The organism is Symbioplanes lichenis (genome assembly GCF_030709675.1).
Classification (GTDB): domain Bacteria; phylum Actinomycetota; class Actinomycetes; order Mycobacteriales; family Micromonosporaceae; genus Actinoplanes; species Actinoplanes lichenis.
In genome coordinates this window covers 254,914-278,914 of record NZ_JAUZQD010000004.1, presented here as the reverse complement: position 1 = coordinate 278,914, position 24,001 = coordinate 254,914, and the positions used below count along the sequence as shown (strand labels likewise).

Sequence of the window (24,001 nt, the reverse complement as noted above, 5' to 3'; positions counted from 1 at the left end):
CCATGCCCGACGACCTGCGTGACCGGCTCGTGGCCGCCGGCGTCGAGCTGGTCGCCGAGAGCGGCTCCGGCGCCCTGTCCCTGCGGGAGATCGCCCGCCGGGCCGGGGTGTCCCACGGCGCCCCGCGACGCTACTTCCCGACCCACCGGGAGCTGCTCGCCGCCGTCGCCCGGGTCGGCTACGAGGATCTGACCGCCCGGGTCGCCCGGCTGCCCGAGGACAGTGACCTGCTCGACATCGGGCGGCTCTACCTCGGCTTCGCCCGGGAGCGGCGGGGCATGTTCGAGCTGATGTTCCGCCACGAGCTGCTGCGCGGGAACCACGAGCAGCTGCGGGCCGCCAGCAAGCTCCTGTTCGGCGTACTCGTCGAGCGGTTGGGGTCCGTCACCGCGGCCGGCGCGCTGTGGGCGAACCTGCACGGCATCGCCCAGCTGTGGCTGTGGGGCAGCTTGCAGATGACCACCGGAGCCGACGAGCCCGAGGCGCTGCTGCGCGCGGCCGTGAACGCGTACACGAGGGAGCCGACGTGATCGTTCCGCGCATGGTCCGGGCCGGGCTGGTGCCCCTGTCGCGGCTGGCGTTCCGGCCGGATGTCGAGGGGCGCGAGCATGTGCCGCGTACGGGGGCGGTGATCTTCGCCGTCAATCACATCTCGGCGCTGGACAGCTTCCTGGTGCCGCTGGTGAGCCCGCGGCCGGTGTCGTTCCTGGCCAAGGAGGAGTACTTCACCGGCAGCCGGATGCTCCGCGCCGGAATGCTCGCCATCGACGCCATCCCGGTGCCACGCGGCGCCCATCGCGCGGCGCAGCAGGCCCTCGAGAGCGCGCTGGAGGTGCTGCGGGACGGGCGCGCCTTCGGGATCCATCCGGAGGGCACGCGGTCGCGCGACGGCCGGCTCTATCGCGGGCGCACCGGCGTCGCGTGGCTGGCGCTCGCCTCCGGGGCGCCCGTGGTGCCGGTCGGGGTCATCGGCACGGACAAAGTGCAACCCGTCGGCGCACCCTTCCCGCGCCCGGGCAAGGTCACCGTCCGCTTCGGTCAACCCCTGCACTTCTCCCCGGGTACGTCCACCGCCGCGCGAGCCCGCCGCGAAGCCACCGACGACATCATGGACGCCATCGCCAAGCTGTCGGACCAGGACCGCGCCCCCGGCTACAACGAGCTGTCCACTGGAGACTGATAGTCTTCGATCCATGACCGACCGGCGCCGCGCCTGGCCGCACGTGACCGTGGGCGCCGTGGCCGACGCGGTCAGCCTCCTCCTCGCCGCGGGCGCCGGCGTCTCCTTCCTCCTCGGCCACGGCGGCTGGACCCTCACCGCCAGTTGCGCCGCCCTGGTCGCCGGGGCGGTCGCCCTCATCCTGAGCTGGCGCCGCCGGCAGCCGGTCGCCGCCGCCGGGGCCGCGCTCGTCATCGCGGTGGGAGCGGCCGGCCTGGGCACCTGGTCCGGTGCTGACCCGGCGCCGGCCGTCACGCTGGACTTCGACCCGCAGGTGGACCCCGTGCCGTACTGCCGCTCCTACGGGGGCACGGGCAGAATCCCGGACGGTCAGCAGGTCCTCCTCTTCGACCGGGCGACCGCCGATGTGACCGGTGCCTACTACTTCCACGGGCAGGCGGAGCGCACCGGCCACGGCTGGCTGGCCCGCGGCGTCGAGATCGGGCGCCTGCCCACCGAGGCCGAGCCGGACCTGGACCGGGGCGTCACCTTCGACGTGTACGCCCAGCTCGTCACCGAGGAGACCGCCCGCGTCCTCCGCGACCGTGACAACGTCGTCATCTACCCGCGCGACGAGAAGCAGCCGCCCGTGTGGCTCCTGCGCGACCTGCCCGGCAAGACGGCCGCCACCCTCCGCGTCATCCGAGGCGCCGCCCCTGGCGAGTGCGACTGACGGTCTTACCGCGTCAGGTGACCAGCCGGGCGACGGCCGCATGCCAGCCGGCACTCATCGGCCCCACGGGCGGGAAGATCGACCGATGGCCGGCGTAGCGCAGTGCCCGGTCGAGTGGCACCCAGTTCGCGCCACGGCTGCGACCCGCGGGAGCAGCCTCAGCACCGATCCGCGCCACCGTTTCCTCGTCCCCGAGCCGAAGCGCGCGCAGGACAGCAACGGTCCATTCGCGCCACCCGGTGCTCTCCTCCTCGGTTCGCGCCGCCTCGAGTTCATTCATCACACCGGCCACGGCGGCATCGTCCGGCAACAGCAGCAGCGCCTTGGCGGCCAATGCTGTACGCATGGTCAGCCGCAAGCCGTACAGATCGCTCTGGTTGATCAATTCTTCGCATTCGTGTGCGCCGGCGTCCCCGGCGACGGCGGACCGCCAGAGCGCCGCACTTTCGTTCTCGAGCGCCACGCGATGCCGTCCGGCGCTGCGTAGCCGTGCGGCACGGAGACGCGGTCCGATCACCGCCGTTGCCAGGTCGCCCCGCTCCCAGGCGAGGTCACTGGTGAGGCGGCGGACCTCCGTCTCTTCCGTGGGCGGTCGCAGTCGCAATCGCTGCTCGAAGTCGTCGAACCGGCGCAACGTGAGCAAGGTCCGGCAGCCCTGGTAGCGGAGGAGGGACGAGTCCGGCTCGGCCTCGAGCAACGCCTGCAGCTCGACCAGAGCCTCCTCCGCCCGGCCCAGATCGCGCAGCGCGTAGCTCAGGAACAGCCGCGTCGCCCGGGCTACATCGGGCGACTGCTCGAGGCTGAGCAGGTCGCGGAAGTACGCGGCGCGTTCGAGGCGGGTCCGATCGCGGTATCCGTTGAAGAAGCGGGCCAGCTGACCGATCCAGGTGCTGCCGTCCGGCTCGGGCAGCCTTTCGGCGACCAGGCCCATTCCCGGCAACTCGAACAGTGACCGGCGCAGCCAGTCCGCACGCAGGTCATGGTCGGCGCACAGCCTCGCCACCATCTCGAGGACGGCCAAGCGCCGCTCCACGTCATCCGGTGTGGCATCGTGCCGGTCGCGAAGGAGCCCCATGAGCGCCTCGGCGATCGACGCCAGCGGCAGGCATTCGTTCAAGGTCCGATCACGCAACAGTTTCCGGCGGATCGCGGTAGCGACCGCCAAGCCGACCCGGACGGTGAGCTGCCTTAGAGCCAGGTCGCGTCCGGCGTCCTTGACGGCGTCGCCGACCGTGTCGATGATCTGGTCGCGCACGTCGAAATTGACCCATGGAAGTCCAGCCGAGCGGTCCGGACCTTGTGGTCGAGGCGCAGCGGTTCCGGCCAGTCGGTGCCCGCGGGTACATCGCCGCGAAGCCAGCGCTCCAGTCTGTGTGAGAGTTCGGTCTTGCCGATGCCGCCGACACCGTAGAACGTCAGTACGTTGTCGCGGATCTGCCGGGACAGCAATGCGCGGCCCTCCAGCACATTCGACAGATGGGCGAGCACGGCTTCGGAGAACGCGATACTTTCGGTCACCCGGTCGGTGAACAGATCCACAGCCGACCAGCGTGGCTCGAAGACGTCGTCCAGACTCATGAGGATCCTGCTGCCTCGCCTTCTGTCGCCGGACTTCAGAGCATGCTGCGGGTCAGTAGGGCTTCGTGGTCTCCAGGTGTCCACGACCAGGGGTGGCCGCCGAGATCCCACTTCTCGGCAATGGTTCTGCGGTACTCCGTGACAGCGACGGGCAGCGTCCGTACGCAACTGCTGAAATACTGCGGTACGTCGAGCAGCAGGTCGATCGGGTGCGTCTGCTGCATGATCAAAGCCCAGCCTGCGTCCGCGTCATGGAGGTAGACCGGATACGCGGTGTTGTTCTGGTTGAAGTGGTTCGCGGCCTCCAGCGCAGCCACCCGATCGCGACGGATGTTCTTCAGGATCCCATCAGTGATCATGAGTTGGTTCTCGTTACCCCCGGCGAGGATCGAGAGGATCACGTAGTCGGCCTCGCCGAACCCGATGGCGATGCCCACGCCCACGAATTGGCTCGGCAGGTCGACGTACTTCAGGTTCGTTCGCAGGCAGAGTGCTTTGATCCGCTCGAGCTGGTGCCTGGCCGGTGCGATGATCTCATCCATTGCGGACACCCCATTTCTTGTCGCGACGGCTCTGCCGGCGGTGGGCCGGACGCCGGTCCACCGAAGAATCCGGCGGCTATGACGCTACGGTTGTCGAAACCGGACTCCATCCGACGCTCGGCGGAGTGAGATCACCGATCGGTTCACCTCACCGCCTCCGGCGCGCCGGACGAGCCGATCGACGAGGACGGCCGGCGGTGGGATGTGCTCGCCGATCCGGCCGGCAACGAGTTCTGCGTGTTGCAGTCGCCTTCCTGAGCTCGTGAACGATCGGGCGCAACGATCGGCGGGGGACAGGCGTGTTGCGGTTGTGACAGCCAGGGAGATGAGGGCGGAGGCGCCGCCGGGGGTGGCGCCTCCGTCGAGTTTCGACGAGTTGTACGCCGCGCACTACGGCAGCCTGACCGTGCAGCTCTACATGTACTTCGGCGACCGGCAGGAAGCGCATGACGTCGTGCAGGAGGCGTTCTGCCGGGCCTACGCGCGGTGGCGGACGGTTTCCGCGTACGAGGACCCCGTCGGCTGGGTCCGGCGGGTCGCGTGGAATCTGGCGCTCAGCCGCTGGCGGCGTACCCGATCGGCGCTGCGGTTCCTGGGCCGGCAGCGGCGCGACGATCTTGCCGTCGACGGGCCCGGGCCGGAGCACGTGGCGGTCGTGGCCGCGCTGGCGACACTGGCCGAGCAGCAGCGGCGCGTGGTCGTGCTCCGCTATCTGGCCGACCTGACCGTGCCGGAGATCGCCGAACGGGAGGGCGTGCCCGAGGGCACCGTGAAGTCCTGGCTGCACCGGGCACGGCTGGCGCTCGCCGCGCAGCTGACGGACGAGGGAGGTGCGCGATGACCGATCGTCTCGACGAGGTGCTGGGCCGGGCCCGGGCGAGCGCCCTCGCGGAGGTCCGGCCGCCGGGTGCGGACCAGGTCAGACGCACTGTACGCCGCCGCCGGGGCGTCGCCGCCGTCGCGGGGGTCACCGCCGCCGTGGTGCTGCTGGCCGGCGGGATCGCGCTGGCGCGGGGGCCGCAGGAGCCGCCGCCCGCGACCCCGGCGCCGAGCGACTCCGAGTTCTTCCCGCCGGAGCCGACGATCGACCCGACGACGCAGGCCCGGTACGACCGGGCGTCCGACGCGCTCGGCGACCGCCGGCTCGAACCCAACAGTGACTCCACGGCCGGGGTGGTCAGCGGCAGTTTCGGCAGTGGCACGGCCCGTCTGGCGCCGGGCGAGTATCGGCTCTATGTCTTCTGCTTCGGTGAGGGGTCGCTCGACATCCGGGTCACGCACGCGGGGAAGAAGCTCGCGGCGGGCACCGTGCCCTGCGCGGAGGAGGGCGGCTCGCTCCAGCTGGCGGTGCACCAGGAGTCGGACCAGGGCCCGGACCTGGAGCTGTCCGGCGACGAGCGGGCCGACGGCAAGGCCGCCTTCTCCTACAAGTTCGTCAACGAGAGAGACATCAAGGCGTCGGCCGGGGCGGAGACCAAGGCGAACGCGGAGGCCGCTGCCGCCGCGCTCGGCGTGACCGGCAAGGTGACCACGGAGGACGACAAGACGGTCGACAAAGCGGTGGGCGAGGCCGGCGACTACGCGGTGCGGATGGTGTGCGCCGGGCCGGGCCGGCTGAGCTTCATCGTGCGGTCGGGTGCCACGTTGCGCGACGGGACGGTGGCGACGAACGGGCGTACGGAGTCGGCGCAGACAGTGGCCTGCTCGGACAGCCGGCCGGTCACCGTGGACGTCGCGCTGGGCGGAAAGTCCGGCATCAGCATCACCGCCGAGGCCGACGACGCCGCGCGGAACAGGGCCGGGTGGTCGTACTCGATCGACAGGAAGTGATGGGTTGCGCGCGGCGCGGGGGACCGTTTAAGTTGCCTAACAGTTAATTCAACTTCCGGATAATCCCCACCGGAGAAGAGTCCTCATGCGCAGATCCCCCCGCCGCGCGCTGCTCGCGTCAGCCGTGGCCGCTGCAATCCTGTCGGTCCTGTCCGTGACGGTCGTCGCCCAGGCGGCCCCCACGGCCTTCCAGCATCCCGGTGTCCTGGTGGGCCGGGCCCAGCTCGACTTCGTGAAGGGCAAGCTCGGTCAGCAGCCCTGGGCCGCCGCTTATCAGCAAATGACAACCAGCCGGTACGCGTCGCTGTCGCGCACACCGGCCCCGCGTGCCGTCGTCGAGTGCGGGAGCTACTCGAACCCCAACAACGGGTGCACCGACGAGCGCGAGGACGCGATCGCCGCGTACACGGACGCCCTGGTCTGGTATCTGACCGGGAACACCGCGTACGCGCAGAAGGCCATCCAGCTCATGGACGCCTGGTCCGCCACGATCACGTCGCACACGAACAGCAACGCCCCGCTGGAGACGGCGTGGGCCGGGTCGGTGTGGCCGCGCGCGGCCGAGATCATCAAGCACGCGTACGGGAACTGGCCGAACCAGGCCCGCTTCGCGACGATGCTCCGCACCGTCTACCTGCCCGTCGTCATCCCCGGCATCCACAGCAACGGCAACTGGGAGCTGTCGATGATGGAGGCCGCCGTGGGCATCTCGGTGTTCCTCGACGACAAGGCGTCGTACGACAGGGCGATCGCACGGTTCAAGCTGCGCGCGGCGTCGTACATCTATGTCACTGCCGACGGCTCGCAGCCGAACTATCCGCCGGCCGGGGGCATCGACACCCGGGCCGAACTGGTCAGCTACTGGCAGGGGCAGAGCACGTTCGTTGACGGGCTGTCGCAGGAGACGTGCCGCGACTTCACGCACACCGGGTACGGCATCTCGGCCATCGCGCACGTCGCGGAGACCACGCGCATCCAGGGCGAGGATCTCTACCCGGCGCTGCAGGACCGGCTGCGGCACGCGCTCGGCTTCCACACCAAGTTCGAGAACGGTACGGCCGTCCCGTCGGCGATCTGCGGCGGCTCGGTGACGAAGGGGCTCGGCCCGGTCACCGAGGTCGCGTACAACGCCCTGCACAACCGGCTCGGCATCGCCATGTCGCAGACGCAGCAGTACACCGAAGCCAAGCGGCCGCAGGGGACCAACAACCTCTTCGTCGCCTGGGAAACCCTCACTCACGCCGGGAACCCCGCATGAAACGACTGCTCGCCCTTCTGTTGCCCGCCCTCCTCGGTCTCGCGGCCACGCCTGCTCTCGCCGCCACCACCGGCGCTGTCGTCAGTGCCGCCACCGGCAAGTGCCTCGACGTGACCGACGGCAGTACGGCCAACGGCACGCTGCCGCAGATGTGGTCGTGCGCGTCCGGGCCGAATCAGACCTGGACGTACGGGGACGATCTCTCGCTCCGCGGTCTCGGCAAGTGCCTCGACGTCGCCAACGGGGCCACCAGCGACGGCGCGGTCGTGCACCTGTGGGACTGCTACAGCGGGCTCACGTCGCAACAGTGGACCTACACGGCCGCCGGAGACCTGGTGAACGTCAAGGCGAACAAGTGCCTCGACGTCACCGGCGCGTCCACCGCCGACGGCGCGAAACTGCAGCTGTGGACCTGCTCGGGCGGCGCCAACCAGAAGTGGACCGGCCTCACCGCCGCCCCGGAGTCGCCCTTCGGCCCGAACGTCACCGTCTTCGACCCGTCGATGCCCGCGGCGACGATCCAGGCCAAGCTCAACCAGATCTTCAACGCCCAGGTCACCAACCAGTTCGGGACGCAGCGGTACGCGGTGCTGTTCAAGCCGGGCACGTACAACGTCGACGCCAACGTCGGCTTCTTCACCCAGGTCGCCGGGCTCGGGCTCACCCCGGACCAGGTGACGATCAACGGGCACGTGCACGCCGAGGCCGACTGGTGGCCGGACGGGTCGCAGAACGCGACGCAGAACTTCTGGCGCTCGGCCGAGGGGCTGTCCGTGACGCCGGGCGACGGGCTCGACCGGTGGGCGGTGTCGCAGGCGGCCCCTTACCGGCGCATGCACGTACGCGGGAATCTGGCCCTGTCCGACGGCGGGTGGTCGTCCGGCGGGTTCATGTCCGACACGAAGATCGACGGGCAGATCCAGTCGGGGTCGCAGCAGCAGTGGCTGACGCGCAACTCGCAGATGGGCAGCTGGTCGGGCTCCAACTGGAACCAGGTCTTCGTCGGCGCGCAGGGTGCCCCGGCGAACTCGTTCCCCAGCCCGCCCTACACGACCGTCGGGCAGACGCCGAAGGTCGCGGAGAAGCCCTACCTGTACGTCGACGGTGCCGGTGGCTACCAGGTCTTCGTCCCGTCCGTGCGCTCGAACACCGCCGGCACGACGTGGGCGTCCGGCTCGCCGCAGGGGACCTCGCTGCCACTCAGCACGTTCTCCATCGTGAAGCCCGGCGACACGTCGGCCACGATCAATGCGGCTCTGGCGTCGGGCAAGAACCTGCTCGTGACCCCGGCGACGTATCACCTGTCGGCGCCGCTCAATGTGACACGGGCCAACACGGTCATTCTCGGTCTCGGGCTGGCGACGTTCATCCCCGACAACGGGGTGACTGCCGTCAATGTCGCGGACGTGGACGGCGTACGGGTGGCGGGGTTGCTCATCGACGCGGGAACGACCAACTCGCCGGTGCTCATGGAGGTCGGGCCCTCGGGATCATCAGCTGATCACAGCGCGAACCCGACGGTTCTCTCCGATGTGTTCTTCCGCATCGGCGGCTCGATCGCGGGCAAGGCGAGCGTGTCCCTGCGCATCAACAGCGACGACGTCATCGGCGACCACGCGTGGATCTGGCGCGCCGACCACGGCAACGGCGGCACGGTCGGCTGGACGATCAACACGGCCGCGAACGGGCTGGTCGTGAACGGTGACGACGTGACGTTCTACGGACTGTTCGTCGAGCACTATCAGCAGTACCAGACGATCTGGAACGGCGAGAACGGGCGGACGTACTTCTACCAGAACGAGATGCCGTACGACCCGCCGAACCAGGCTGCCTATATGAACGGCGGCACGCAGGGGTGGGCGGCGTACAAGGTGGCCGACTCCGTCAACAACCATCAGGCGTGGGGGCTGGGCAGCTACGCCTACTTCAACGTCAATCCGTCGGTGGTGAACGCGCGGGCCTTCGAGGTGCCGGCCAAGGCGGGCATCAAGTTCACCGACATGGTGACGGTCTCGCTCGGCGGCACCGGCACCATTTCCCGCGTCATCAACAGCAAGGGCAACGCCGTCAACAGCGGCCACCAGGTGGAGTATCTGGTGACCGGACCGTAGGGGCCGCCCGCCTGTGCCGCCCGCCTGCGCTGCCCGGCTCGCGGGGCGGGACCAGGGCCGGCGGGCGGCGGGGTCAGCGACCGAGGGCGGCCAGCGCCTGGGAGAGGGCGCCGAGGAGCTGGTGGTACGTGCCGTCGGTGACGGCGTGGCGCAGGGGCTTGACGCGGTCGACGGTGATCTCGTGGGGGGTCGGGTCGGTGGCGAGGAGGGCGACCGATTCGCGGACGAAGTCGGCCAGGGGCATGGCGGTGGGGCTGGTCGTGCCGCCCGGCATGAGCTCGGTGGCGACCTCCGGCGGGATCAGCTCGGCCACCTCGACGCCGGTGCCTGCGAGCTGTTGGCGCAGGGACTCCGAGTACGAGTGGACGGCCGCCTTGGTGGCGCCGTAGGCCGGGGTGAGGGGGAAGGGCACGTAGGCCAGGCCGGACGACACCGTCACGATGGTGCCGGCGCCGCGCTGGAGGAAGTGCGGGGTGAAGGCGTCGACGACACGGATCGTACCCAGGAGGTTGGTGTCGATCGTGCGCTCGGTCGTGGCGAAGTGGGCCGGGTCGCGCAGGTCCTCGGGGACCATGATGCCCGACATGGTGATCACGGCGGACAGGTCCGGGTGCTTGTCGAGTACGCGGTCCCGGGCGCGCGCCACGGAGGCGGCGTCCGTGACGTCGATCTCCACGGTGTCGAAGGGCTCCGAGAGCCGCGAGACGCTGCGCCCGCCGGCGATGACCCGGCTGCCCGCCTCGGTGAGGGCCCGGGCGATCGCGAGGCCGATGCCGGAGGTGGCGCCGGGGATGAAGACGGTGCTGGTGGTGATGTCCATGCACCGAGCCTGGACGCGAGCGGAGCCCGGATGAAGGCCCTCCTTACCCGGGGACAAGGTGTCCCCGGGTCAGGATCAGAGGCGGTTGTAGCGGTGCCGCGCCCAGAGGTAGCCGGCCAGGGCGATGCCCGCCATCCACGCCGTGGCGGCCAGGATGTGGCCGCCCGCCGGGGCGCCGGTGAGCAGGGCGCGCAGGGCCTCCATGACCGGGGTGAAGGGCTGGTACTCGGCGAACTGGCGCAGGCCCCCCGGCATCGTGCCGGTGGGCACGAAGCCGCTGCCGAGGAACGGGAGCAGGGTGAGCGGCATCGGGGTGTTGCTGGCCTCCTCGACGCTGCGGGCCATCAGGCCCAGGGCGACGGAGAGCCAGGTGATCGCGAAGGTCGTCATGAGCAGGACGGCGGCGACACCGAGCCAGGCGGCCGGGCCCACGCCGGTGCGGAAGCCGAGGGCCAGGGCGGTGGCGAGGACGATGAGCAGGCCGATCGTCGTCTGGATGAGGCTGCCGACGACGTGGCCGGTGAGGATCGAGACGCGGGCGATGGCCATCGTGCGGAAGCGGGCCACGATGCCCTCGGTCATGTCCGAGGCGACCGAGATCGAGGTGCCGGTGGCGCCCCCGGCGACGGTCATGACGAGCACGCCCGGGACCAGGTAGACCAGGTAGTCGGCCCGGTCGCCGCCGAGCCCCGCGCCGATCGTGCCGCCGAAGACGTACGTGAAGAGCAGCAGGAAGATGATCGGCAGGGCCGCCAGCATCAAGGTCAGCGACGGGTAGCGCAGCATGCGTCTGAGGTTGCGGCGCAGCATGGTGTTCGAGTCGCGCACCGCGTAGGTCAGAGTGGTCATCGGGTTGCCTCTTGCGCGGTGAGGGCCAGGAACACGTCGTCGAGGTCCGGGGTGTGCACCGCGAGCGACTCCAGCTCGGCCCCGGCTTGATCCAATGTGGACAGTAAGAGCCGCAGGGAGCGCACGCTGCCGTCGCCGGGGACCTCCAGCGTGAGGCTGTCGGCGGGCACGGGCCGATCGAGTGCCGCCGCCGCGGTGCGCAGGTCGGCGTCGCCGGCGAAGGTCAGCGTCACGTGACCGCCCGGGACCAGCCGCTTGAGCTCGCCGGGCGTGCCCTCGGCGGCGATGCGGCCCCGGTGCAGGACCGCGATGCGGCCGGCGAGCTGGTCCGCCTCTTCCAGATATTGCGTGGTGAGGAAGACGGTGGTGCCCCCGGCGGCCAGCCCGCGGATCGTCTCCCACAGCATGCGGCGGGCGCGCGGGTCGAGGCCGGTCGTCGGCTCGTCGAGGAAGATCACCCGCGGCGTGGCGACCAGCCCCATCGCGATGTCCAGCCGCCGCCGCATGCCACCCGAATAGGTCTGGGCCGGCCGGCGCGCCGCCTCTTGCAGGTCGAACTGGTCGATCAGCTCGGCGGTCCGCGCCCGCCCGGCCCGGCGCCCGAGGTGGTGCAGGTCGGCCATGAGCGCCAGATTTTCCTCGGCGGTGAGCAGCTGGTCGATCGCCACGAACTGCCCGGTGACGCCGATGGCCGCGCGCACGGCGTCCGGGTCGGTGCGCGGGTCGGCCCCGGCGACCAGGACCTCGCCCGCGTCGGGGCGCACCAGCGTGGTGAGGATGTTGACGGTTGTCGTCTTGCCCGCGCCGTTCGGGCCCAGCAGCGCGAACACCGCGCCCTCGGGCACGTCGAGGTCGATGCCGTCGAGGACGGTCGTCTCCCCGTACGCCTTGCGCAGCCCCCGCACCCGGATCACGAGGCGGCCCGCACGATGTCGATGTTGCCCATGGACGTGCGCCCCCGGACCTGGACGGCCCGCTCGCCCTGCTCGGGCTCGCCGATCTGCTCGAGCTCGCTGCGCACCTTGCCGAAGAGCGTGTTGAGGTCGAGCCACGCCGCCGTGCCCTGCGCGACGCCGACGTGCAGCGAGCCCGCGGCGGTCTGCAGCGAGACGGTGCCGGAGACGACCTCCTCCAGCCGGACGCTGCCGTTGGCCGTGGTCACGGTGACGTCGCCGCCCGCGTGGCGCACGGTGATGTCGCCGTTGGCGTTGCTCACCTTGAGGGCGCCGTCGACCCGGCCGATGCCGGTGTAGCCGTTGGAGTTCTTCACGGTCGCGCCGCCGTGCACGTGGCCCGCCTCGACGCGGCCGGTGGCCGTGCTGATCCGCACGTCGCCCGCCGCCTCGCCGACGCGCACCCCGCCCGCCGCCGTGGTCAGCTCGAGGGCGCCGGTGCGCTCGAGGCTGACGTCGCCGGTGGCGGTCTTGACGCGGACGTCGCCGAGCGTGCCGGTCGCGTCGAGGCCGCCGAGCGCGGCGGTGGCGTGCACCCGGGAGCCGGCCGGGAGGGCGATCTCCACGTCGATCGAGCCGGGCTTGCCGAAGAGGGCGATGGCGCGGGTCTTGGGGGAGCGGACGAGCAGGCTGCCGTCCGCGTACTCGACGCGGGTCTGCTCGGCGGCCTGCCGGTCGCGGTCGGAGGCCGGGTTGCGCGGGCGCACCTCGACGACCGTGTCGGTGCGCTCGGTGGCCGTGAGCCGCACGTCGGCGACGTTGAGGTCGAGGGTGGCGGTGATCGGGCGGGGGGTGTCGAAGGTGGTCACGAGCGATCCTTCCGGGAGCAGGGGAGTGGTCATCGGGCCCATCCGGTGAAGCGCTGGCCGGTGAACGGGGCGGACGGCTGGGGGCGGGCGCCCCCGGGCGGCTGGACCGCGGCCGTGGCGGCGCGGACGAGCCAGGCGTTGACGGAGAGACCGTCACGGGCGGCGGCCTCCTCGATGCGGCTCTTGAGCTGGTCGGAGAGCCGGAAGTTGATGCGGGAGACCGTGCCGTCGTCCGGCTCCGGCGCCGCGGGTGGCGCCGGGGTGGCGCCATGCTGGGGCTCCGGCGGCGTCACGACCACGAAGTCGAACTCGCCGGACCGCATCCGGAGCTCGACCGAGCCCGGCGCCAGCTCGCGGGTGATCTCGTCGGCCGCGGTGGACAACGCGTCCAGCACGGCCAGACGGAACGCCGACTCGAGAGCGGTCGTCAGCCGCTCGGCCAGCGCCTTGGTGTCGGGTCCGCCCAGCTCGGCGGCGTTGGCCAGCTCCTCCCGCAACCGGGAGACGTATGCCGTGAGGTCCATGGCATCACTATGGCACCACGGTGGCGCCATGGCAAGCGCATCCGGCGCCACACGACAAGAACACGACAGGAAGGTATCTGCGGCCCTGATCAACCCTTCTGTCCCGGGCAAGCACCGGTAAGAGAGACACGGGAGGACCGGTATGCAACGCAACCCAGCCCGCCTCTCCGCGCGCGGACCGATCGACGCGGAGAACGGCTTCCCCCGCTGGTACAAGGACGCCGCGGGCCGGCGCCTCGAGCTGGCGGCCGACCCACGCGACCCGAACACCCCGGCGATGGGTGACCTGCCCGACCCGCTGGCGCCGGTGAGCTTCCCCGGCAACTTCCCCGACGAGGCGTTCTACTTCCTGGCCGAGGCCGAGATGGACGTGGCGGGTGGCGCCCGGCCCGGCCGCGCCCGGCTCGTGCTGGCCCTCGAGGCCGCCTTCGCCCTCGAGGCCGTCCAGGACGGGCAGCAGCAGGTCTTCGCGCGCGTCCGGGTGCGCCTCGACGGCGGCATCCCGGGCGCGCTCTACACCTTCACCCATCCGTACGGGCAGACCGACCCACTGCCCGCCGACGAGAACGGGCGCGTCTTCGTCACCGAGGACATCGGCGCCGGCGCGGGGCTCTTCGACGTCGCCGTGGCCGACGGGGAGGTGGCGCCGTTCCTGACGTGGAGCGCCGACGCCCCGCCCGGTTACGTGGGCGACGGGGTCACCGAGCACACGATCTCGGGCAGCCCGCTCGGCACGAACTTCTTCCGGGTCGAGGGGCCCGGGGTGGGCGGTCTCGCCGGGCCCGATCCCGCCGACCCCACCAACCCGGACAAGATCTTCACCGATCTGTTCACGCTGCAGGGGCGGCTGGCCACCCGGGTCGGCGCCGACGTGACCCGGGCCGTCTACTCGCGCAACGCGGGCACGGTCGTGCTCGACGTCTTCGCCACCAGCGAGCCGGGTCAGACCCTGCGCGCCGCCGGCACCACGCTGACCGGAGCCGACGGGCGCTATCACACCCGGGCCGCCGTGGCCGCCGTGCCGGCGACGCTGATCGTGGTCAACGCCACCGACCAGCCGCCGACCAGCGCCGAGGCCGTGGTGACCGACGCGGTGACCATCACGGTGGCGGACTACGACACGGCGCAGCGCCGGCTCACCGTCGAGGCCGCGTCCAGCGACCTCGAGGACATCCCGGAGCTCCTGGTCACCGGGCTCGGCCCGCTGACCGACGGCAAGCAGATCTTCGACGACCTGGAGGCGCCGCCCGCCGTCGTGGAGGTCGTCTCGGCCCACGGCGGCTCCGCGCGGCGGCACGTGCTCGTGACCGGCCCGGCGAACCCGGGCGACCCGGTCACCGCGCTCGCCGGGCCGGACCGCATCGTGGCGGCCGGCGCGACCGTCACGCTCGACGGGACGGCCAGCTCGGGCCCCGGCCTGACCTTCCTGTGGGAGCAGATCGACGGCACGCCGGTCACGCTCACCGGCGCGGACCGGGCCCGGGCCACGTTCACCGCCCCGGCGACCGGCGCGGTCGAGTTCCGGCTCACCGTCCAGGGCCCCGGCGGCACCGCCGTGGACACCGTGTCGATCCAGGTGGATCCCGCCGGGCCCGTCGTGGACACCCTGGCGACCACCGAGGTCGAGTTCCGCACGGCGTCGGGTCGCTGGCGCATCCGGGGTACGGCCACCGCGCCGCTCCCGGACGTCGTCACCGCCGCCCTCGACGGGGTCGAGATCGGCAGCGCCCCGGTCGACGCCCTGCACGAGTGGGACATCCGCCGCACCGCGATCCCCGGCGAGCCCGGTGTCACCCCGTCGGCGGGCGACCAGCTCACCCTCACGTCCAGCCGCGGCGGGTCCGCGACCGTGCCCGTGACCGTCCGCAACTGAGAGGCACGACATCATGGCTTACTCCCTCACCGGCGTCTTCACCGAGGCCTGCGACTGCACGCTCATCTGCCCCTGCTGGCTCGACGACGCCCCCGACGAGGACCACTGCACCGGGCTGTTCGCCTGGCAGCTGGACCCCGCCGCGAGCATCGACGGCACGGCGGTCGGCGGTCTCGACGTGGTCAGCGTCTCCACCCACAGCGGCGGCCGGCGCGCCGGGAACACGAGCACCGCGATCTTCGTGTCCGAGGCGGCCACGCCGGAGCAGTTCCAGCTGCTCACGGCGGCGTTCGGCGGGCGGCTGGACGGGCCGCTGGCCGACCTGGCCGGGGTCAGCGGGGCCGTGGTCGTCACGGCGCCCGCGCGCATCCGGATCGGGGCGGACGCGACCGGCTGGCACATCTTCGTCGGGGTTCCCGTCCCGACGGACGGACTCGACGTCCCGGGCACCGGGCTGGTCGAGGTCACCGGCACCCCCTCGGTCTTCACCGACGAGGAGGAGCCGCTGACGCTCACCGGCACGGCGCTCAACCGCGAGCTCGGCGTCCCCGGCAAGGGCGAGGTCGTCGCGCACCGCACCGAGAGCCTGGCGGTTCGCGTCCCGGCTCTGTCCGGCGCCTATCTCGACGTGAAGGGCCGCTCGGCGATGCGCGGCAAGTTCCGCTACGCCTTCGCCGGGCGCACCGCCCTGGCCGAGGCCGTCGAATGATGCCGACAGCCGAGGCGCCGGCCCCGCCCCGGCCGGCCAGGGACGCGAAGCCGCCGGCCGGCCTCGTCGTCACGATCGGCGCGGCGGGCTGGGTGCTCATGGCCGTCCTCCACGAGGACGGCCACCACCACGCCCCCGCGCTCGGCCCGGCGCTCACCGGCTGGGTGGTGATGGTCGTGGCGATGATGCTGCCGACCGCGCTGCCTCTCCTCGGCCTGCTGCGCCGGTTCCGCGGCGGCACCGGGCTCGTCGCGCTCGGCGGGCTGATCTATGTCGGCGCCTGGACGGCCGCGGGGGCCGTCCTGGTGGCCCTCCACCTCGCGCTCGCCGACCGGCTGGCGCAGTGGCCGTACGCCGCGGAGCACCCGCAAGCACCGCTGGGCGCCGCCCTGATGCTCGCCGGGGCGTACCAGTTCAGCGAGTGGAAGGACCGGTGCCTCACCGCCTGCCGCACGCCCCGCGGCATCGCGATGCTGCACTGGCGCGGCGTCCGGCCGGCGTGGGCGGAGGCGGCGACCGTGGCGGGCGTCTATGCGGCGTCCTGCGTGGGCTGCTGCTGGCTGCTCATGGCCACCGGCCTGCTCACCGGCGCCGGCTCGCTGCTCGCCATGGCCGTGCTCGCCGCCGTGATGGCCGCGGAACGGCTGACCCGCCACGGCCGCGTCCTCGTCCGCCCCGCCGGCGCGGCTGCTCTCATTCTCGGCGCCTTCCTGCTCCTCGGAGCAGTCGGATGACCACCAGGAGTCCACGATGCCCGACCTGACCTACGACGTCATCGCCCTGCAGTTCCCCATCGTCTACGGCCTCGACGGCGACCACGACCCCGACGGCCTGCTCTACACGCTGCGCGCCTACGAGCCGCTGCTGCGTTTCGCCCGCGCGCGCTGGGAGGACGACGACCGGTTCCTGCCCCGCATGCACGAGCGCGCCCAGTGGATGCAGCTCGTCGTCGACGGGCTGGCCCGGTTCGAGGAGATGAGCCGCCGCCCGGCTCCCGTGACGCAGGCTCAGCGGCAGAATTTCGGCGACACCGTCGAGGAGCTGACCGCGGCCCTGAAACTGCTCACCGATGGGGCTGTCACGACCATCGACCCCGATCCTGTCGTACGGGCGTCCTGGGCCGATCTTTACCGTGCGGCGCTCGCCCAGGTGCGTACCGCCGTCGCGGAGCGGCTCGCCAAGCTGGAGGTGGACGACCACCTCGCGTTCCACCGGCTGGCCCGGGAGAGCGGGTTGAGCGTCACGCGGGTGCGCCGGCTGTTGCTCAATGACCACCGCGAGAGCGTGGCCGGGCTCGCCGAGCGCACGCCCGCCTACGACCGCTTCAACCCGCTGCGGCCGATCCCGGTCGTGCGGCCGCTGGTGCTGCGCGCGGCGCTCGGGCAGCGCGTCGACGTCCGCTTCGAGAACCAGGTGCGCGACCGCACGGTCGGCCTGCACGTGCAGGGCGACCTGACCGGCTCGGTGCAGGAGGACGACGGCGCGGCCGTGGGCCGCAACACCCCTTCGACGGTACGCCCGGGGGAGCGCCGCACCTATCACTGGCACGCCGCTCGGGAGGGCGTGTGGGTGGTCAACGATCTCGGCGACGTCCGCGGCACGGAGAAGGGGACCAATGTCCACGGGCTCTTCGGTGCGTTCATTGTCGAGCCGCCCGGGGCGACCTGGACCGACCCGGAGACCGGGGAGCTGCTGACCGGCACGATCTTCGGCGACGGTCCGGACGTGGATGTGATCCTGCCCGGGGACACGGTGACGGACGACTATGTCGACCTGCACCTGGACGGGCTGCCGCACAGCCACCGCGAGTTCACCGTGTTCCTGCACGACGAGCCCGAGGTGCACAGCGGGCAGCACCTGGTCGGCGAGCACTCGGTGATGCCGCTGTCCTACCGGGCCGAGCCGATGCCCAACCGGTTGCCGCACCGGATGCGCCGGCTGGCCGAGGAGACGCTCACCCGGCCGCTGCCGCCGGAGGGCGAGGTGGACTTCGCCGCGGTGGGCATCGAGCTGGACGAGGACCTGGCCGAGGTGTTCCGGATCGGGCGCACCTCCGACGGCCGGTTCCTCGAACGGGTCGCGGGCGAGGAGCAGCACCACAGCTCGTGGCTGTTCGGGGATCCGGTGACGCCGATCTTCCGGGCGTACAAGGGTGATCCGGCCCGGGTGCGGCTGCTGCACGCCGGGGTCAAGGAGACCCACGTCTTCCACCTGCACGTCCACCAGTGGCGGGCGACCCCGGGCGACAGCGCCGAGCCGGGGCAGGCGCGCGGCTCCCAGCTGCTCGACTCGATCAGCATCGGCCCGCAGACCACGTTCACCATCGATCCCCTGTACGGGTCGGGCAGCCGCCAGCACGCGCCCGGCGACATCATCTGGCACTGTCACCTCTACCCGCACTTCCACCACGGGATGTGGGGGTTGTGGCGGAGCTTCGACCGGCTCGTCGACGGCGTGACCGTGACGGCGTACCCGGACGGGACGCCGGTCCACCCGCTCAGGCCGCTGCCGGGCCGCCGGCCGGAACCCACCGACGAAGCGCATCCGGGTTTCCCCTGGTTCATCGACGCGACCTTCCCGCGCAAGTCCCCGCCGCCGCCCGCGGTCGTGGACGAGTTCCTCGGCGGTCGCCGGCGGCTGCTCGGCATGCCGCTGCACTCGGACAAGGAGCTGGCCGCCTTCGCGCCGGGTGCGGTCGCCAACCCGCAGCCGGGCATGCTCTTCGTGGACCTCGACGGCGACCAGGCTCGGTGGAACGAACGCGCCGGGCTGCCCGCGCCGCGGATCGTCAGCTACGACGTCGAGGTGTCGGCGAGCGAGGTCGTCTACAACAACGCCGGCTGGAAGGACCCGACCGGCCACCACTACCGGATCACCCGGGTGGCGGTGGACGGCGTCGAGGTCGAGGATCGGCCGGAACGGCCGATCGAGCCGTTCTTCCCGCGCGCGAACCAGGGCGACATCGTCGAGCTGCGCATGTTCAACGCGCTGACCGAGCTGCCGCCGGACGGGTTCGACCTGCGCACGCCGCCGGTCGAGTGCGGGCTGCACGTGCACCTGGTGAAGTTCGACGTCCTGGCCGCCGACGGCTCGTCCACGGGGTGGAACTATCTGGCCGGCGCGAGCTGCGACGAGGCCGTGGCCGAGGTGCCCGAGGACCCGCGGTTCCTGCCGCGCGTCGTGGGCCTGCACCGCTGGGTGGTCGACGAGGAGTTCGGGCCGTGCTTCTTCCACGACCACCTGCTCGCGAACTACCGGCAGAAGCACGGGCTCTTCGCCGCCCTGATCGCCGAGCCGCACGGCTCCCGCTGGCTGACCCCGGACCAGGAGACGGTCGCGTGGTCCGGGCCGCAGGCCGTCATCCTGCCGCCGGTCGGCAGCGGGATCCCGCCCTTCCGGGAGGCCTGCCTGGCGATCGGCGACTTCGTGCCGCTGACCGACGCGGCCGGCAAGCCGCTCAACCCACCCGGCGAGCTGAGCGGGGACGACGACCCGGGCTCGATGGCGGTCAATTATCGGAGCGCGCCGCTGACGTTCCGGGGCGACGACCCGTCGCAGTGGTTCGCGAGCAACGGCGTGCCGGCGGTCGAGGAGCCCGAGGAGCCCGAGGAGGAGGACGAGGAGGCTCTCGCCGTGCGGCAGGCGCTGGCCGGGGCGCCGGCGGCCCGGCCGGACGATTCCGGGGCGCACGCCGAGGCGGTGCCGGCGGTGAAGGACGTGGACACGCCGGTCAAGGAGGTGCCGGCGGACCCGGAGCCGCCCCTCGACGAGACCGGTGACCCGGAGACCGAGCTCATCCGCACGTACGCGGGGGAGCCGATGCGGATCCGGCTGATCCAGGGCTCGCACGAGGAGTCGCACAGCTTCGCCACGAACGGGCTGCGCTGGCGCCGCGAGTGGCACGACCCGCGCTCGACGCTCGTCAACCAGCAGACGATCGGCATCTCCGAGGCGTTCACCCTCGACCTCGACGAGTACGGGACCGGCGACCACCTGTGGCAGTTCGCCAACCTGGACGACCTGTGGCTCGGCTGCTGGGGTCTCGTCCGGGCGCTGGTGCCGCACGAGGACACGCTGCGCGAGCTGCCCCGGCTGCCCGGCCCGGCGCGTGCCTCGACCCTGCCGCCGCGGCCTCTGCACGGGACGGGCGTTCGTGAGTACGTGGTCCGGGCCCGCCGCCACGAGCACGAGTACGACGGCCGGCGGCTCACCGACCCGTGGGGGCTCATCTTCGAGGAGGCGGACGGCTTCGTCACCGGCGAGGACGGCTTCCGTACGGCGGTGGGCGTCCGCGAGACCCGGGAGCCGCTGGTGCTGCGGGCCCGCCGGGGCGAGTGGGTCAAGGTGACGCTCATCAACGAGATCGAGCTCGACGGGGGCCCGCTGCTGCCCGACTTCAACGTGGAGCCGTCGCCGCCCCGGGTGCCCCTGGACGAGGACCAGCGCACGGTGACCCCGCGGGTGTCGCTGCACCCGGCGCTGCTGCGCTACGACGTGGTGAGTGACGACGGCGCCAACGTGGGGCGCAACCACGACGGCACGGTCGCCGCGCGGCCGCCGGAGGAGCACACGCACACGCCGGCCGACCCCGAGGCGACGGGAGTCGTGGTGCTCCGGGACGGGGCGCGGCACGACCACGCGGAGACGAACTGGCGCGAGTACTGGTGGTTCGCGGACGACCAGCTGGCCCCGGAGTCGTACACGGAAGGCCCGGGTCAGGTCTGTCACCTCAAGGACATGGCCGACGTGCGCAACCACCCGCACCACGGGCTGATCGGCGCGCTGGTCGTGGAGCCGGGCGACGTGACGCCCACCGACCCGCGCACCGGCGTCGAGCGGTGGACCGGCGGCAACGTGTGGCTGCGCGACGAGGCGGGCCGGGTCGTCGCCAACGAGCAGGTGCTGCTGGTGCAGGACGGGATGCGGCACTTCGTGGCGGGCAACCCCGATCTGCCCGTACGCGACGTCGTGCCCGACGACGACCCGGAGGACTCGGGGCAGAAGGGCGTCAGCTACGGCTCGGCGCTCGCGCATCCGCGGGACGTCCTCACCCGGGACGACCCGCCGACGCCGATCTGGCATGCCGAGGTGGGCCAGACGTTGTGGCTGCGGCTGCTCGGCAGTGGCGACAAGCCCCGGGCGCACACGTTCACCGTGCACGGGATGGCGTGGGAGAGCGCGCCGTGGCTGCCGGTGTCGCCGTTCGAGGGGTCGGTGGCCGGGCTGACGTCCGGTTACGCGCGGACGCTGGTCATGCGGGCGCGGCACGCGGGCGACCACGCGTACCGGTCAGGGGCCTTCCGGTGGGCCGTGGAGAACGGAGTGTGGGGCATCATCCGCGTCGAGTGACCGCTCCTTCCCGAGCCGGCGGCGCCGCCACAGGATGAGGGCGCCGCCGGCCAGCGCGACGACGACCGTCGTGATCAGGGCGACGGGGAGCACGTGCTCGTGGGGACGCTGGAACCAGGTGCTGACGGCTGTTTCCGCCGGGGAGTCGCCCCCGGCATCGGCTGCGGCCGGGCCGGACGGCACCGGGTCGGGCGGGTCGGGGGCGCCGAGCACGGGCGTCACGGCGGCGGAGGCGGGGGAGCGCGGGGAGAGGCCGGCGGCGTTCTCGGCGAGCACCGTGAAGGTGTACTTCCGGCCGTTGGTCAGGCCCCGGACCGTGGCCTCGAGCTGGTCGCCCGTGACCTGGGTGGCGACGGCGGGGTCGTTGGCGCCGACCGTGTAGGACAGGATGGGTGAGCCGCCGTCCTCCGCCGGCGCCGACCACGCCACCTTCGCGTAGCCGTCGCCGGCGGCCGCGACCACGGACCCCGGCGCCGTGGGGGCGGTGACCGGGTCGAAGGGCTGGACCGGGCGGGTCTCGTCGCTCTGCGCCGACCGGCCGATCCGGTTCACGGCGACGACGGTGAAGCGATAGGCCGTGCCGGCGCGCAGGCCGCCGAAGGTCGTGCTGGTCGTGCCGGCGGGGACGGCCTGCGCGATGCCGTTGGTGAGCTGCACGATGTAGCCGGTGAGCGGGCTGCCGCCGTCGGAGGCGGGCGCGGTCCAAGTGACCTTGGCCGATCGCGCCCCGGCGACGGCGACCGGGGTGCGGGGGTGGGTGGGCACGGTCACCTTGCCTCCGCCGGGCGTTTCCCCTCCGCCGGGCCGGCTTACTCCACCGGGCAGGGTTATGGGGCTGCTCGGGCCGCCGGGACCGGAGACGCCGGCCGCGTTCTTGGCCGTCACGGTGAAGGTGTACGTCGCCCCGGAGCGCAGCCCGTCCACGCGCGCGGAGCTCAATGTGCCGTCGACGGTGGCGGTGTGTGCGTCGGGCGAGGACTTCACTGTGTACGCGGTAACGGGCGCCCCGCCGTCGGTGACGGGTGGGCCCCACGTGACCGTCGCCGAGCCGTTCCCCGGCGTCGCGTCGACCTGAACCGGGGCGCTCGGCACCCGGGCGGACGGCGACGTGACCGTCTTGGTGGGAGTCACCGGGGCGGTCTCGTTGGTGGGGGCCGACTCGGCGACGTCGTTGACCGCGGTGACCTGGAAGACGTACGGGGTGTCGTTGACCAGGCCGGTCACCGTGGCGTCCACGTCGTCCGGGCCGGCCGTGGCGACCAGGCCGCCGGGGGTGGCGTAGACGGCGTACCCGGTCATCGGCGAGCCGCCGTCCGTGGTCGGCGGGCGCCAGGTGACGGTGGCCGTGCCGTTGCCCGCGCGGGCTTTCGCCGACCGGGGTGTGCCGGGGTGCGAGATCGGGGGCAGCGGGTAGTCGGGTGGCAGGGGTGTCCAGCCGTCCGGCACAGCTGGCCCTGGTGATTTCTCCGGCGCTTTTCCTGCCTCCGTCGCTTTTCCTGCCTTCGTCGCTGGAAAGCCGGCGGAGAGGACGGCCGGGTTGCCCCAGCCGCCGGGGTTGCGGGCCTCCACGGTCGCCCGCAGCTGCCAGCCCGGCGAGCCGGACATGTCGTAGGAGACGCTCGTCGCCGTGGCGCCCGCCGTGCGTTGCGCGATCGGCACCACCTCCGTCGGGTGGGTGGGCTCGGCGCCGTAGACGCTGATGCGGTACTGGTCGACCGGGCCGGCCGTACCCGGCTTGGTGGGCGGCAGCCAGGCCACCTCGAGCGTGCCGTCCTTCGCGGCGGGCACCACGGTCGGTGGGTTGGGGAGGTTGACCTTCGTGCCCGGGATCGGCAGGCCCTTCGGGTTCGGTTTGGGCGCCGTCGCCGGGACGGGCACCGGGGACGTGCCGGGCTCCCGGTGACACACCTCCCGGCCCGTGTCCGTGTACGTGCCGCCGAGGGTGCGGTACTCCCAGGCGTACCCCTGGGGGTTGAGCTTCATGAACATGACCCCGAACTCCCGGTCGGTGCCCGTCTCGAAGCCCGCGTGCCGCACCGGGTCGAGCTGGTAGAAGCGATGATGGTTGATGCCGCCCGAGCCGATGATGAAATTGCGGTAGCCGTGGTCGGGGTCGACGGCGCCCTCCGGCGTGATCCGCGCCCATCGCTGATAGTTGTGGTCGTGCGCGTTGACGACGACGTCGGCGCCGGCCGCGTAGAGCAGGCGGGCCAGCGGCGGCATGGTCGTGTTGTTGCCGAATTGGCCCACCGACAGGATCGGGTGGTGCCAGTAGGCCAGCTGGCACTGGTCCGGGCCGTCGCCCTGCAGCTCACCCTTGAGCCACTCGTAGACCCGGCCGCCGGGCGAGCAGTCGTGGGCGGCGCAGGCGGAGCTGAGGGCGTAGATCTTCCAGCCGCCGGTCTCGAACGAGTAGTTGCTCTTGGTGTCCGGATGCGCCTGGTCACCCCAGTAGCGGTAGTAGTCGGGCGCGCCCGCGATCGAGTACTCGTGGCTGCCCGGCACCGGGTTGATCTTGTTCTTGAGCCGGCCCCACGTCGGGTCGAAGGACAGCTGGAGATCCTCCCACTCGCCGTGCTCGTACTGCAGGTCGCCGACGGCGAGCACCGACTCGACGGCGTCGCCGGCCCGCAGGATCATGTCGGAGGTCCGGCCCATCGCGCAGCCGACGGCGGTGCCCCGCGCGTCGTTGAAGGCCGGCGTCGTGTGCCCGCAGGCGATGTTGCCCGCCACGGCGACCAGGGTCCCGGGCTCGCCGGCCAGCGGCACGGCGTCATAGGCGACCGGGGCCACCGGGGTGGGCGCGGGGGTGGCGGGGAGGTTCGCGGCCGCGAGGAGGAGGCCGAGGACGATCGCCGTCGCGCGGAGTCCCGCCACGAGATCCCCCTGGGCTGAGCTGCGGTG

Annotated in this window: 20 protein-coding genes and 1 pseudogene; 12 read left to right on the top strand and 9 right to left on the bottom strand. The window is 72.1% G+C overall.

Annotated elements, in window-relative coordinates:
• The first annotated feature begins 2 nt into the window (after nt 1-2).
• Genes RAN62_RS11475 through RAN62_RS11465 form a run of 3 tightly spaced genes read left to right on the top strand, consistent with a single transcriptional unit; the run spans nt 3 to nt 1,892 of the window.
• A complete protein-coding gene (locus tag RAN62_RS11475; RefSeq protein WP_305784546.1) occupies nt 3-530 on the top strand; it encodes a TetR/AcrR family transcriptional regulator in 528 nt (175 codons plus the stop codon).
• Complete coding sequence (locus tag RAN62_RS11470; protein ID WP_438874495.1) at nt 530-1,180, top strand: lysophospholipid acyltransferase family protein; 651 nt, start codon at nt 530-532, stop codon at nt 1,178-1,180. Before RAN62_RS11475 ends, RAN62_RS11470 begins: the two co-directional genes overlap by 1 nt.
• A gap of 13 nt (nt 1,181-1,193) precedes the next feature.
• Entirely contained in the window at nt 1,194-1,892 is a 699-nt protein-coding gene (locus tag RAN62_RS11465; RefSeq protein ID WP_305784544.1) for a hypothetical protein, read from the top strand.
• 13 nt (nt 1,893-1,905) lie between these two features.
• Here RAN62_RS11465 and RAN62_RS11460 read toward each other — a convergent pair whose 3' ends face one another.
• From RAN62_RS11460 to RAN62_RS11450, 3 genes are read right to left on the bottom strand one after another with little or no spacing between them, the layout of a single operon-like run.
• Nucleotides 1,906-3,147: a hypothetical protein gene (locus RAN62_RS11460; protein ID WP_305784543.1), complete on the bottom strand. Its 1,242-nt coding sequence runs from the start codon at nt 3,145-3,147 to the stop codon at nt 1,906-1,908.
• Nucleotides 3,081-3,470, bottom strand: a complete 390-nt coding sequence (locus RAN62_RS11455) for a hypothetical protein (protein ID WP_305784542.1) — start codon at nt 3,468-3,470, stop codon at nt 3,081-3,083. Before RAN62_RS11455 ends, RAN62_RS11460 begins: the two co-directional genes overlap by 67 nt.
• A gap of 35 nt (nt 3,471-3,505) precedes the next feature.
• Entirely contained in the window at nt 3,506-4,012 is a 507-nt protein-coding gene (locus tag RAN62_RS11450; RefSeq protein WP_305784541.1) for a hypothetical protein, read from the bottom strand.
• A 156-nt stretch (nt 4,013-4,168) separates the two neighbouring features.
• On the opposite strand from RAN62_RS11450, the pseudogene RAN62_RS41095 reads away from it, so the two are divergent.
• The 5 genes and pseudogenes from RAN62_RS41095 to RAN62_RS11430 form a co-directional block, all read left to right on the top strand.
• Nucleotides 4,169-4,270, top strand: a pseudogene (locus tag RAN62_RS41095) (VOC family protein); the annotation flags it as partial.
• A gap of 67 nt (nt 4,271-4,337) precedes the next feature.
• On the top strand, nt 4,338-4,853 hold the full coding sequence (locus RAN62_RS11445) for an RNA polymerase sigma factor (protein ID WP_305784540.1): 516 nt from the start codon (nt 4,338-4,340) through the stop codon (nt 4,851-4,853).
• Nucleotides 4,850-5,842: a DUF6023 family protein gene (locus RAN62_RS11440; RefSeq protein ID WP_305784539.1), complete on the top strand. Its 993-nt coding sequence runs from the start codon at nt 4,850-4,852 to the stop codon at nt 5,840-5,842. Before RAN62_RS11445 ends, RAN62_RS11440 begins: the two co-directional genes overlap by 4 nt.
• 85 nt (nt 5,843-5,927) lie before the next feature.
• Complete coding sequence (locus RAN62_RS11435) at nt 5,928-7,100, top strand: alginate lyase family protein (RefSeq protein ID WP_305784538.1); 1,173 nt, start codon at nt 5,928-5,930, stop codon at nt 7,098-7,100.
• On the top strand, nt 7,097-9,211 hold the full coding sequence (locus RAN62_RS11430; protein WP_305784537.1) for an RICIN domain-containing protein: 2,115 nt from the start codon (nt 7,097-7,099) through the stop codon (nt 9,209-9,211). Before RAN62_RS11435 ends, RAN62_RS11430 begins: the two co-directional genes overlap by 4 nt.
• Before the next feature lie 73 nt (nt 9,212-9,284).
• Here RAN62_RS11430 and RAN62_RS11425 read toward each other — a convergent pair whose 3' ends face one another.
• The 5 genes from RAN62_RS11425 to RAN62_RS11405 all read right to left on the bottom strand — a co-directional run bounded on the left by RAN62_RS11425 (nt 9,285) and on the right by RAN62_RS11405 (nt 13,166).
• Entirely contained in the window at nt 9,285-10,031 is a 747-nt protein-coding gene (locus tag RAN62_RS11425) for an SDR family oxidoreductase (RefSeq protein WP_305784536.1), read from the bottom strand.
• Between the two features lie 75 nt (nt 10,032-10,106).
• Nucleotides 10,107-10,880 carry an ABC transporter permease gene (locus RAN62_RS11420; protein ID WP_305784535.1) on the bottom strand — a complete coding sequence of 258 codons (774 nt, stop codon included), beginning with the start codon at nt 10,878-10,880 and terminating at the stop codon, nt 10,107-10,109.
• Complete coding sequence (locus RAN62_RS11415; protein ID WP_305784534.1) at nt 10,877-11,794, bottom strand: ATP-binding cassette domain-containing protein; 918 nt, start codon at nt 11,792-11,794, stop codon at nt 10,877-10,879. Before RAN62_RS11415 ends, RAN62_RS11420 begins: the two co-directional genes overlap by 4 nt.
• Entirely contained in the window at nt 11,791-12,642 is an 852-nt protein-coding gene (locus RAN62_RS11410) for a DUF4097 family beta strand repeat-containing protein (protein WP_305784533.1), read from the bottom strand. Before RAN62_RS11410 ends, RAN62_RS11415 begins: the two co-directional genes overlap by 4 nt.
• A gap of 29 nt (nt 12,643-12,671) precedes the next feature.
• Nucleotides 12,672-13,166 (bottom strand): toxin-antitoxin system HicB family antitoxin, encoded by a 495-nt coding sequence (locus tag RAN62_RS11405; protein ID WP_305784532.1) that lies wholly within the window; start codon nt 13,164-13,166, stop codon nt 12,672-12,674.
• A gap of 142 nt (nt 13,167-13,308) precedes the next feature.
• Here RAN62_RS11405 and RAN62_RS11400 point away from each other — a divergent pair, with 142 nt between their 5' ends.
• Genes RAN62_RS11400 through RAN62_RS11385 form a run of 4 tightly spaced genes read left to right on the top strand, consistent with a single transcriptional unit; the run spans nt 13,309 to nt 21,097 of the window.
• Nucleotides 13,309-15,039, top strand: coding sequence for a PKD domain-containing protein (locus RAN62_RS11400; RefSeq protein ID WP_305784531.1), 1,731 nt, complete (start codon nt 13,309-13,311; stop codon nt 15,037-15,039).
• Nucleotides 15,040-15,052: 13 nt separating this feature from the next.
• Nucleotides 15,053-15,748, top strand: a complete 696-nt coding sequence (locus tag RAN62_RS11395; RefSeq protein ID WP_305784530.1) for a DUF1326 domain-containing protein — start codon at nt 15,053-15,055, stop codon at nt 15,746-15,748.
• Entirely contained in the window at nt 15,748-16,482 is a 735-nt protein-coding gene (locus RAN62_RS11390) for a DUF2182 domain-containing protein (RefSeq protein WP_305784529.1), read from the top strand. The genes RAN62_RS11395 and RAN62_RS11390 overlap by 1 nt, the downstream gene beginning before the upstream one ends.
• 16 nt (nt 16,483-16,498) lie before the next feature.
• Entirely contained in the window at nt 16,499-21,097 is a 4,599-nt protein-coding gene (locus tag RAN62_RS11385) for a multicopper oxidase domain-containing protein (RefSeq protein WP_305784528.1), read from the top strand.
• Here RAN62_RS11385 and RAN62_RS11380 read toward each other — a convergent pair.
• A complete protein-coding gene (locus RAN62_RS11380; RefSeq protein ID WP_305784527.1) occupies nt 21,038-23,974 on the bottom strand; it encodes a fibronectin type III domain-containing protein in 2,937 nt (978 codons plus the stop codon). The genes RAN62_RS11385 and RAN62_RS11380 overlap by 60 nt on opposite strands.
• Nucleotides 23,975-24,001 lie beyond the last annotated feature (27 nt).

Excerpts from the sequence above, each read along its gene's own strand:
- RAN62_RS11445 (WP_305784540.1), top strand. The coding sequence starts at position 4,338 with ATGAGGGCGGAGGCGCCGCCGGGGGTGGCGCCTCCGTCGAGTTTCGAC.
- RAN62_RS11405 (WP_305784532.1), bottom strand. The coding sequence starts at position 13,166 with ATGGACCTCACGGCATACGTCTCCCGGTTGCGGGAGGAGCTGGCCAAC.
- RAN62_RS11450 (WP_305784541.1), bottom strand. The coding sequence starts at position 4,012 with ATGGATGAGATCATCGCACCGGCCAGGCACCAGCTCGAGCGGATCAAA.
- RAN62_RS11430 (WP_305784537.1), top strand. The coding sequence starts at position 7,097 with ATGAAACGACTGCTCGCCCTTCTGTTGCCCGCCCTCCTCGGTCTCGCG.
- RAN62_RS11455 (WP_305784542.1), bottom strand. The coding sequence starts at position 3,470 with ATGAGTCTGGACGACGTCTTCGAGCCACGCTGGTCGGCTGTGGATCTG.
- RAN62_RS11420 (WP_305784535.1), bottom strand. The coding sequence starts at position 10,880 with ATGACCACTCTGACCTACGCGGTGCGCGACTCGAACACCATGCTGCGC.
- RAN62_RS11435 (WP_305784538.1), top strand. The coding sequence starts at position 5,928 with ATGCGCAGATCCCCCCGCCGCGCGCTGCTCGCGTCAGCCGTGGCCGCT.
- RAN62_RS11465 (WP_305784544.1), top strand. The coding sequence starts at position 1,194 with ATGACCGACCGGCGCCGCGCCTGGCCGCACGTGACCGTGGGCGCCGTG.
- RAN62_RS11440 (WP_305784539.1), top strand. The coding sequence starts at position 4,850 with ATGACCGATCGTCTCGACGAGGTGCTGGGCCGGGCCCGGGCGAGCGCC.
- RAN62_RS11385 (WP_305784528.1), top strand. The coding sequence starts at position 16,499 with ATGCCCGACCTGACCTACGACGTCATCGCCCTGCAGTTCCCCATCGTC.
- RAN62_RS11390 (WP_305784529.1), top strand. The coding sequence starts at position 15,748 with ATGCCGACAGCCGAGGCGCCGGCCCCGCCCCGGCCGGCCAGGGACGCG.
- RAN62_RS11395 (WP_305784530.1), top strand. The coding sequence starts at position 15,053 with ATGGCTTACTCCCTCACCGGCGTCTTCACCGAGGCCTGCGACTGCACG.
- RAN62_RS11425 (WP_305784536.1), bottom strand. The coding sequence starts at position 10,031 with ATGGACATCACCACCAGCACCGTCTTCATCCCCGGCGCCACCTCCGGC.
- RAN62_RS11400 (WP_305784531.1), top strand. The coding sequence starts at position 13,309 with ATGCAACGCAACCCAGCCCGCCTCTCCGCGCGCGGACCGATCGACGCG.
- RAN62_RS11475 (WP_305784546.1), top strand. The coding sequence starts at position 3 with ATGCCCGACGACCTGCGTGACCGGCTCGTGGCCGCCGGCGTCGAGCTG.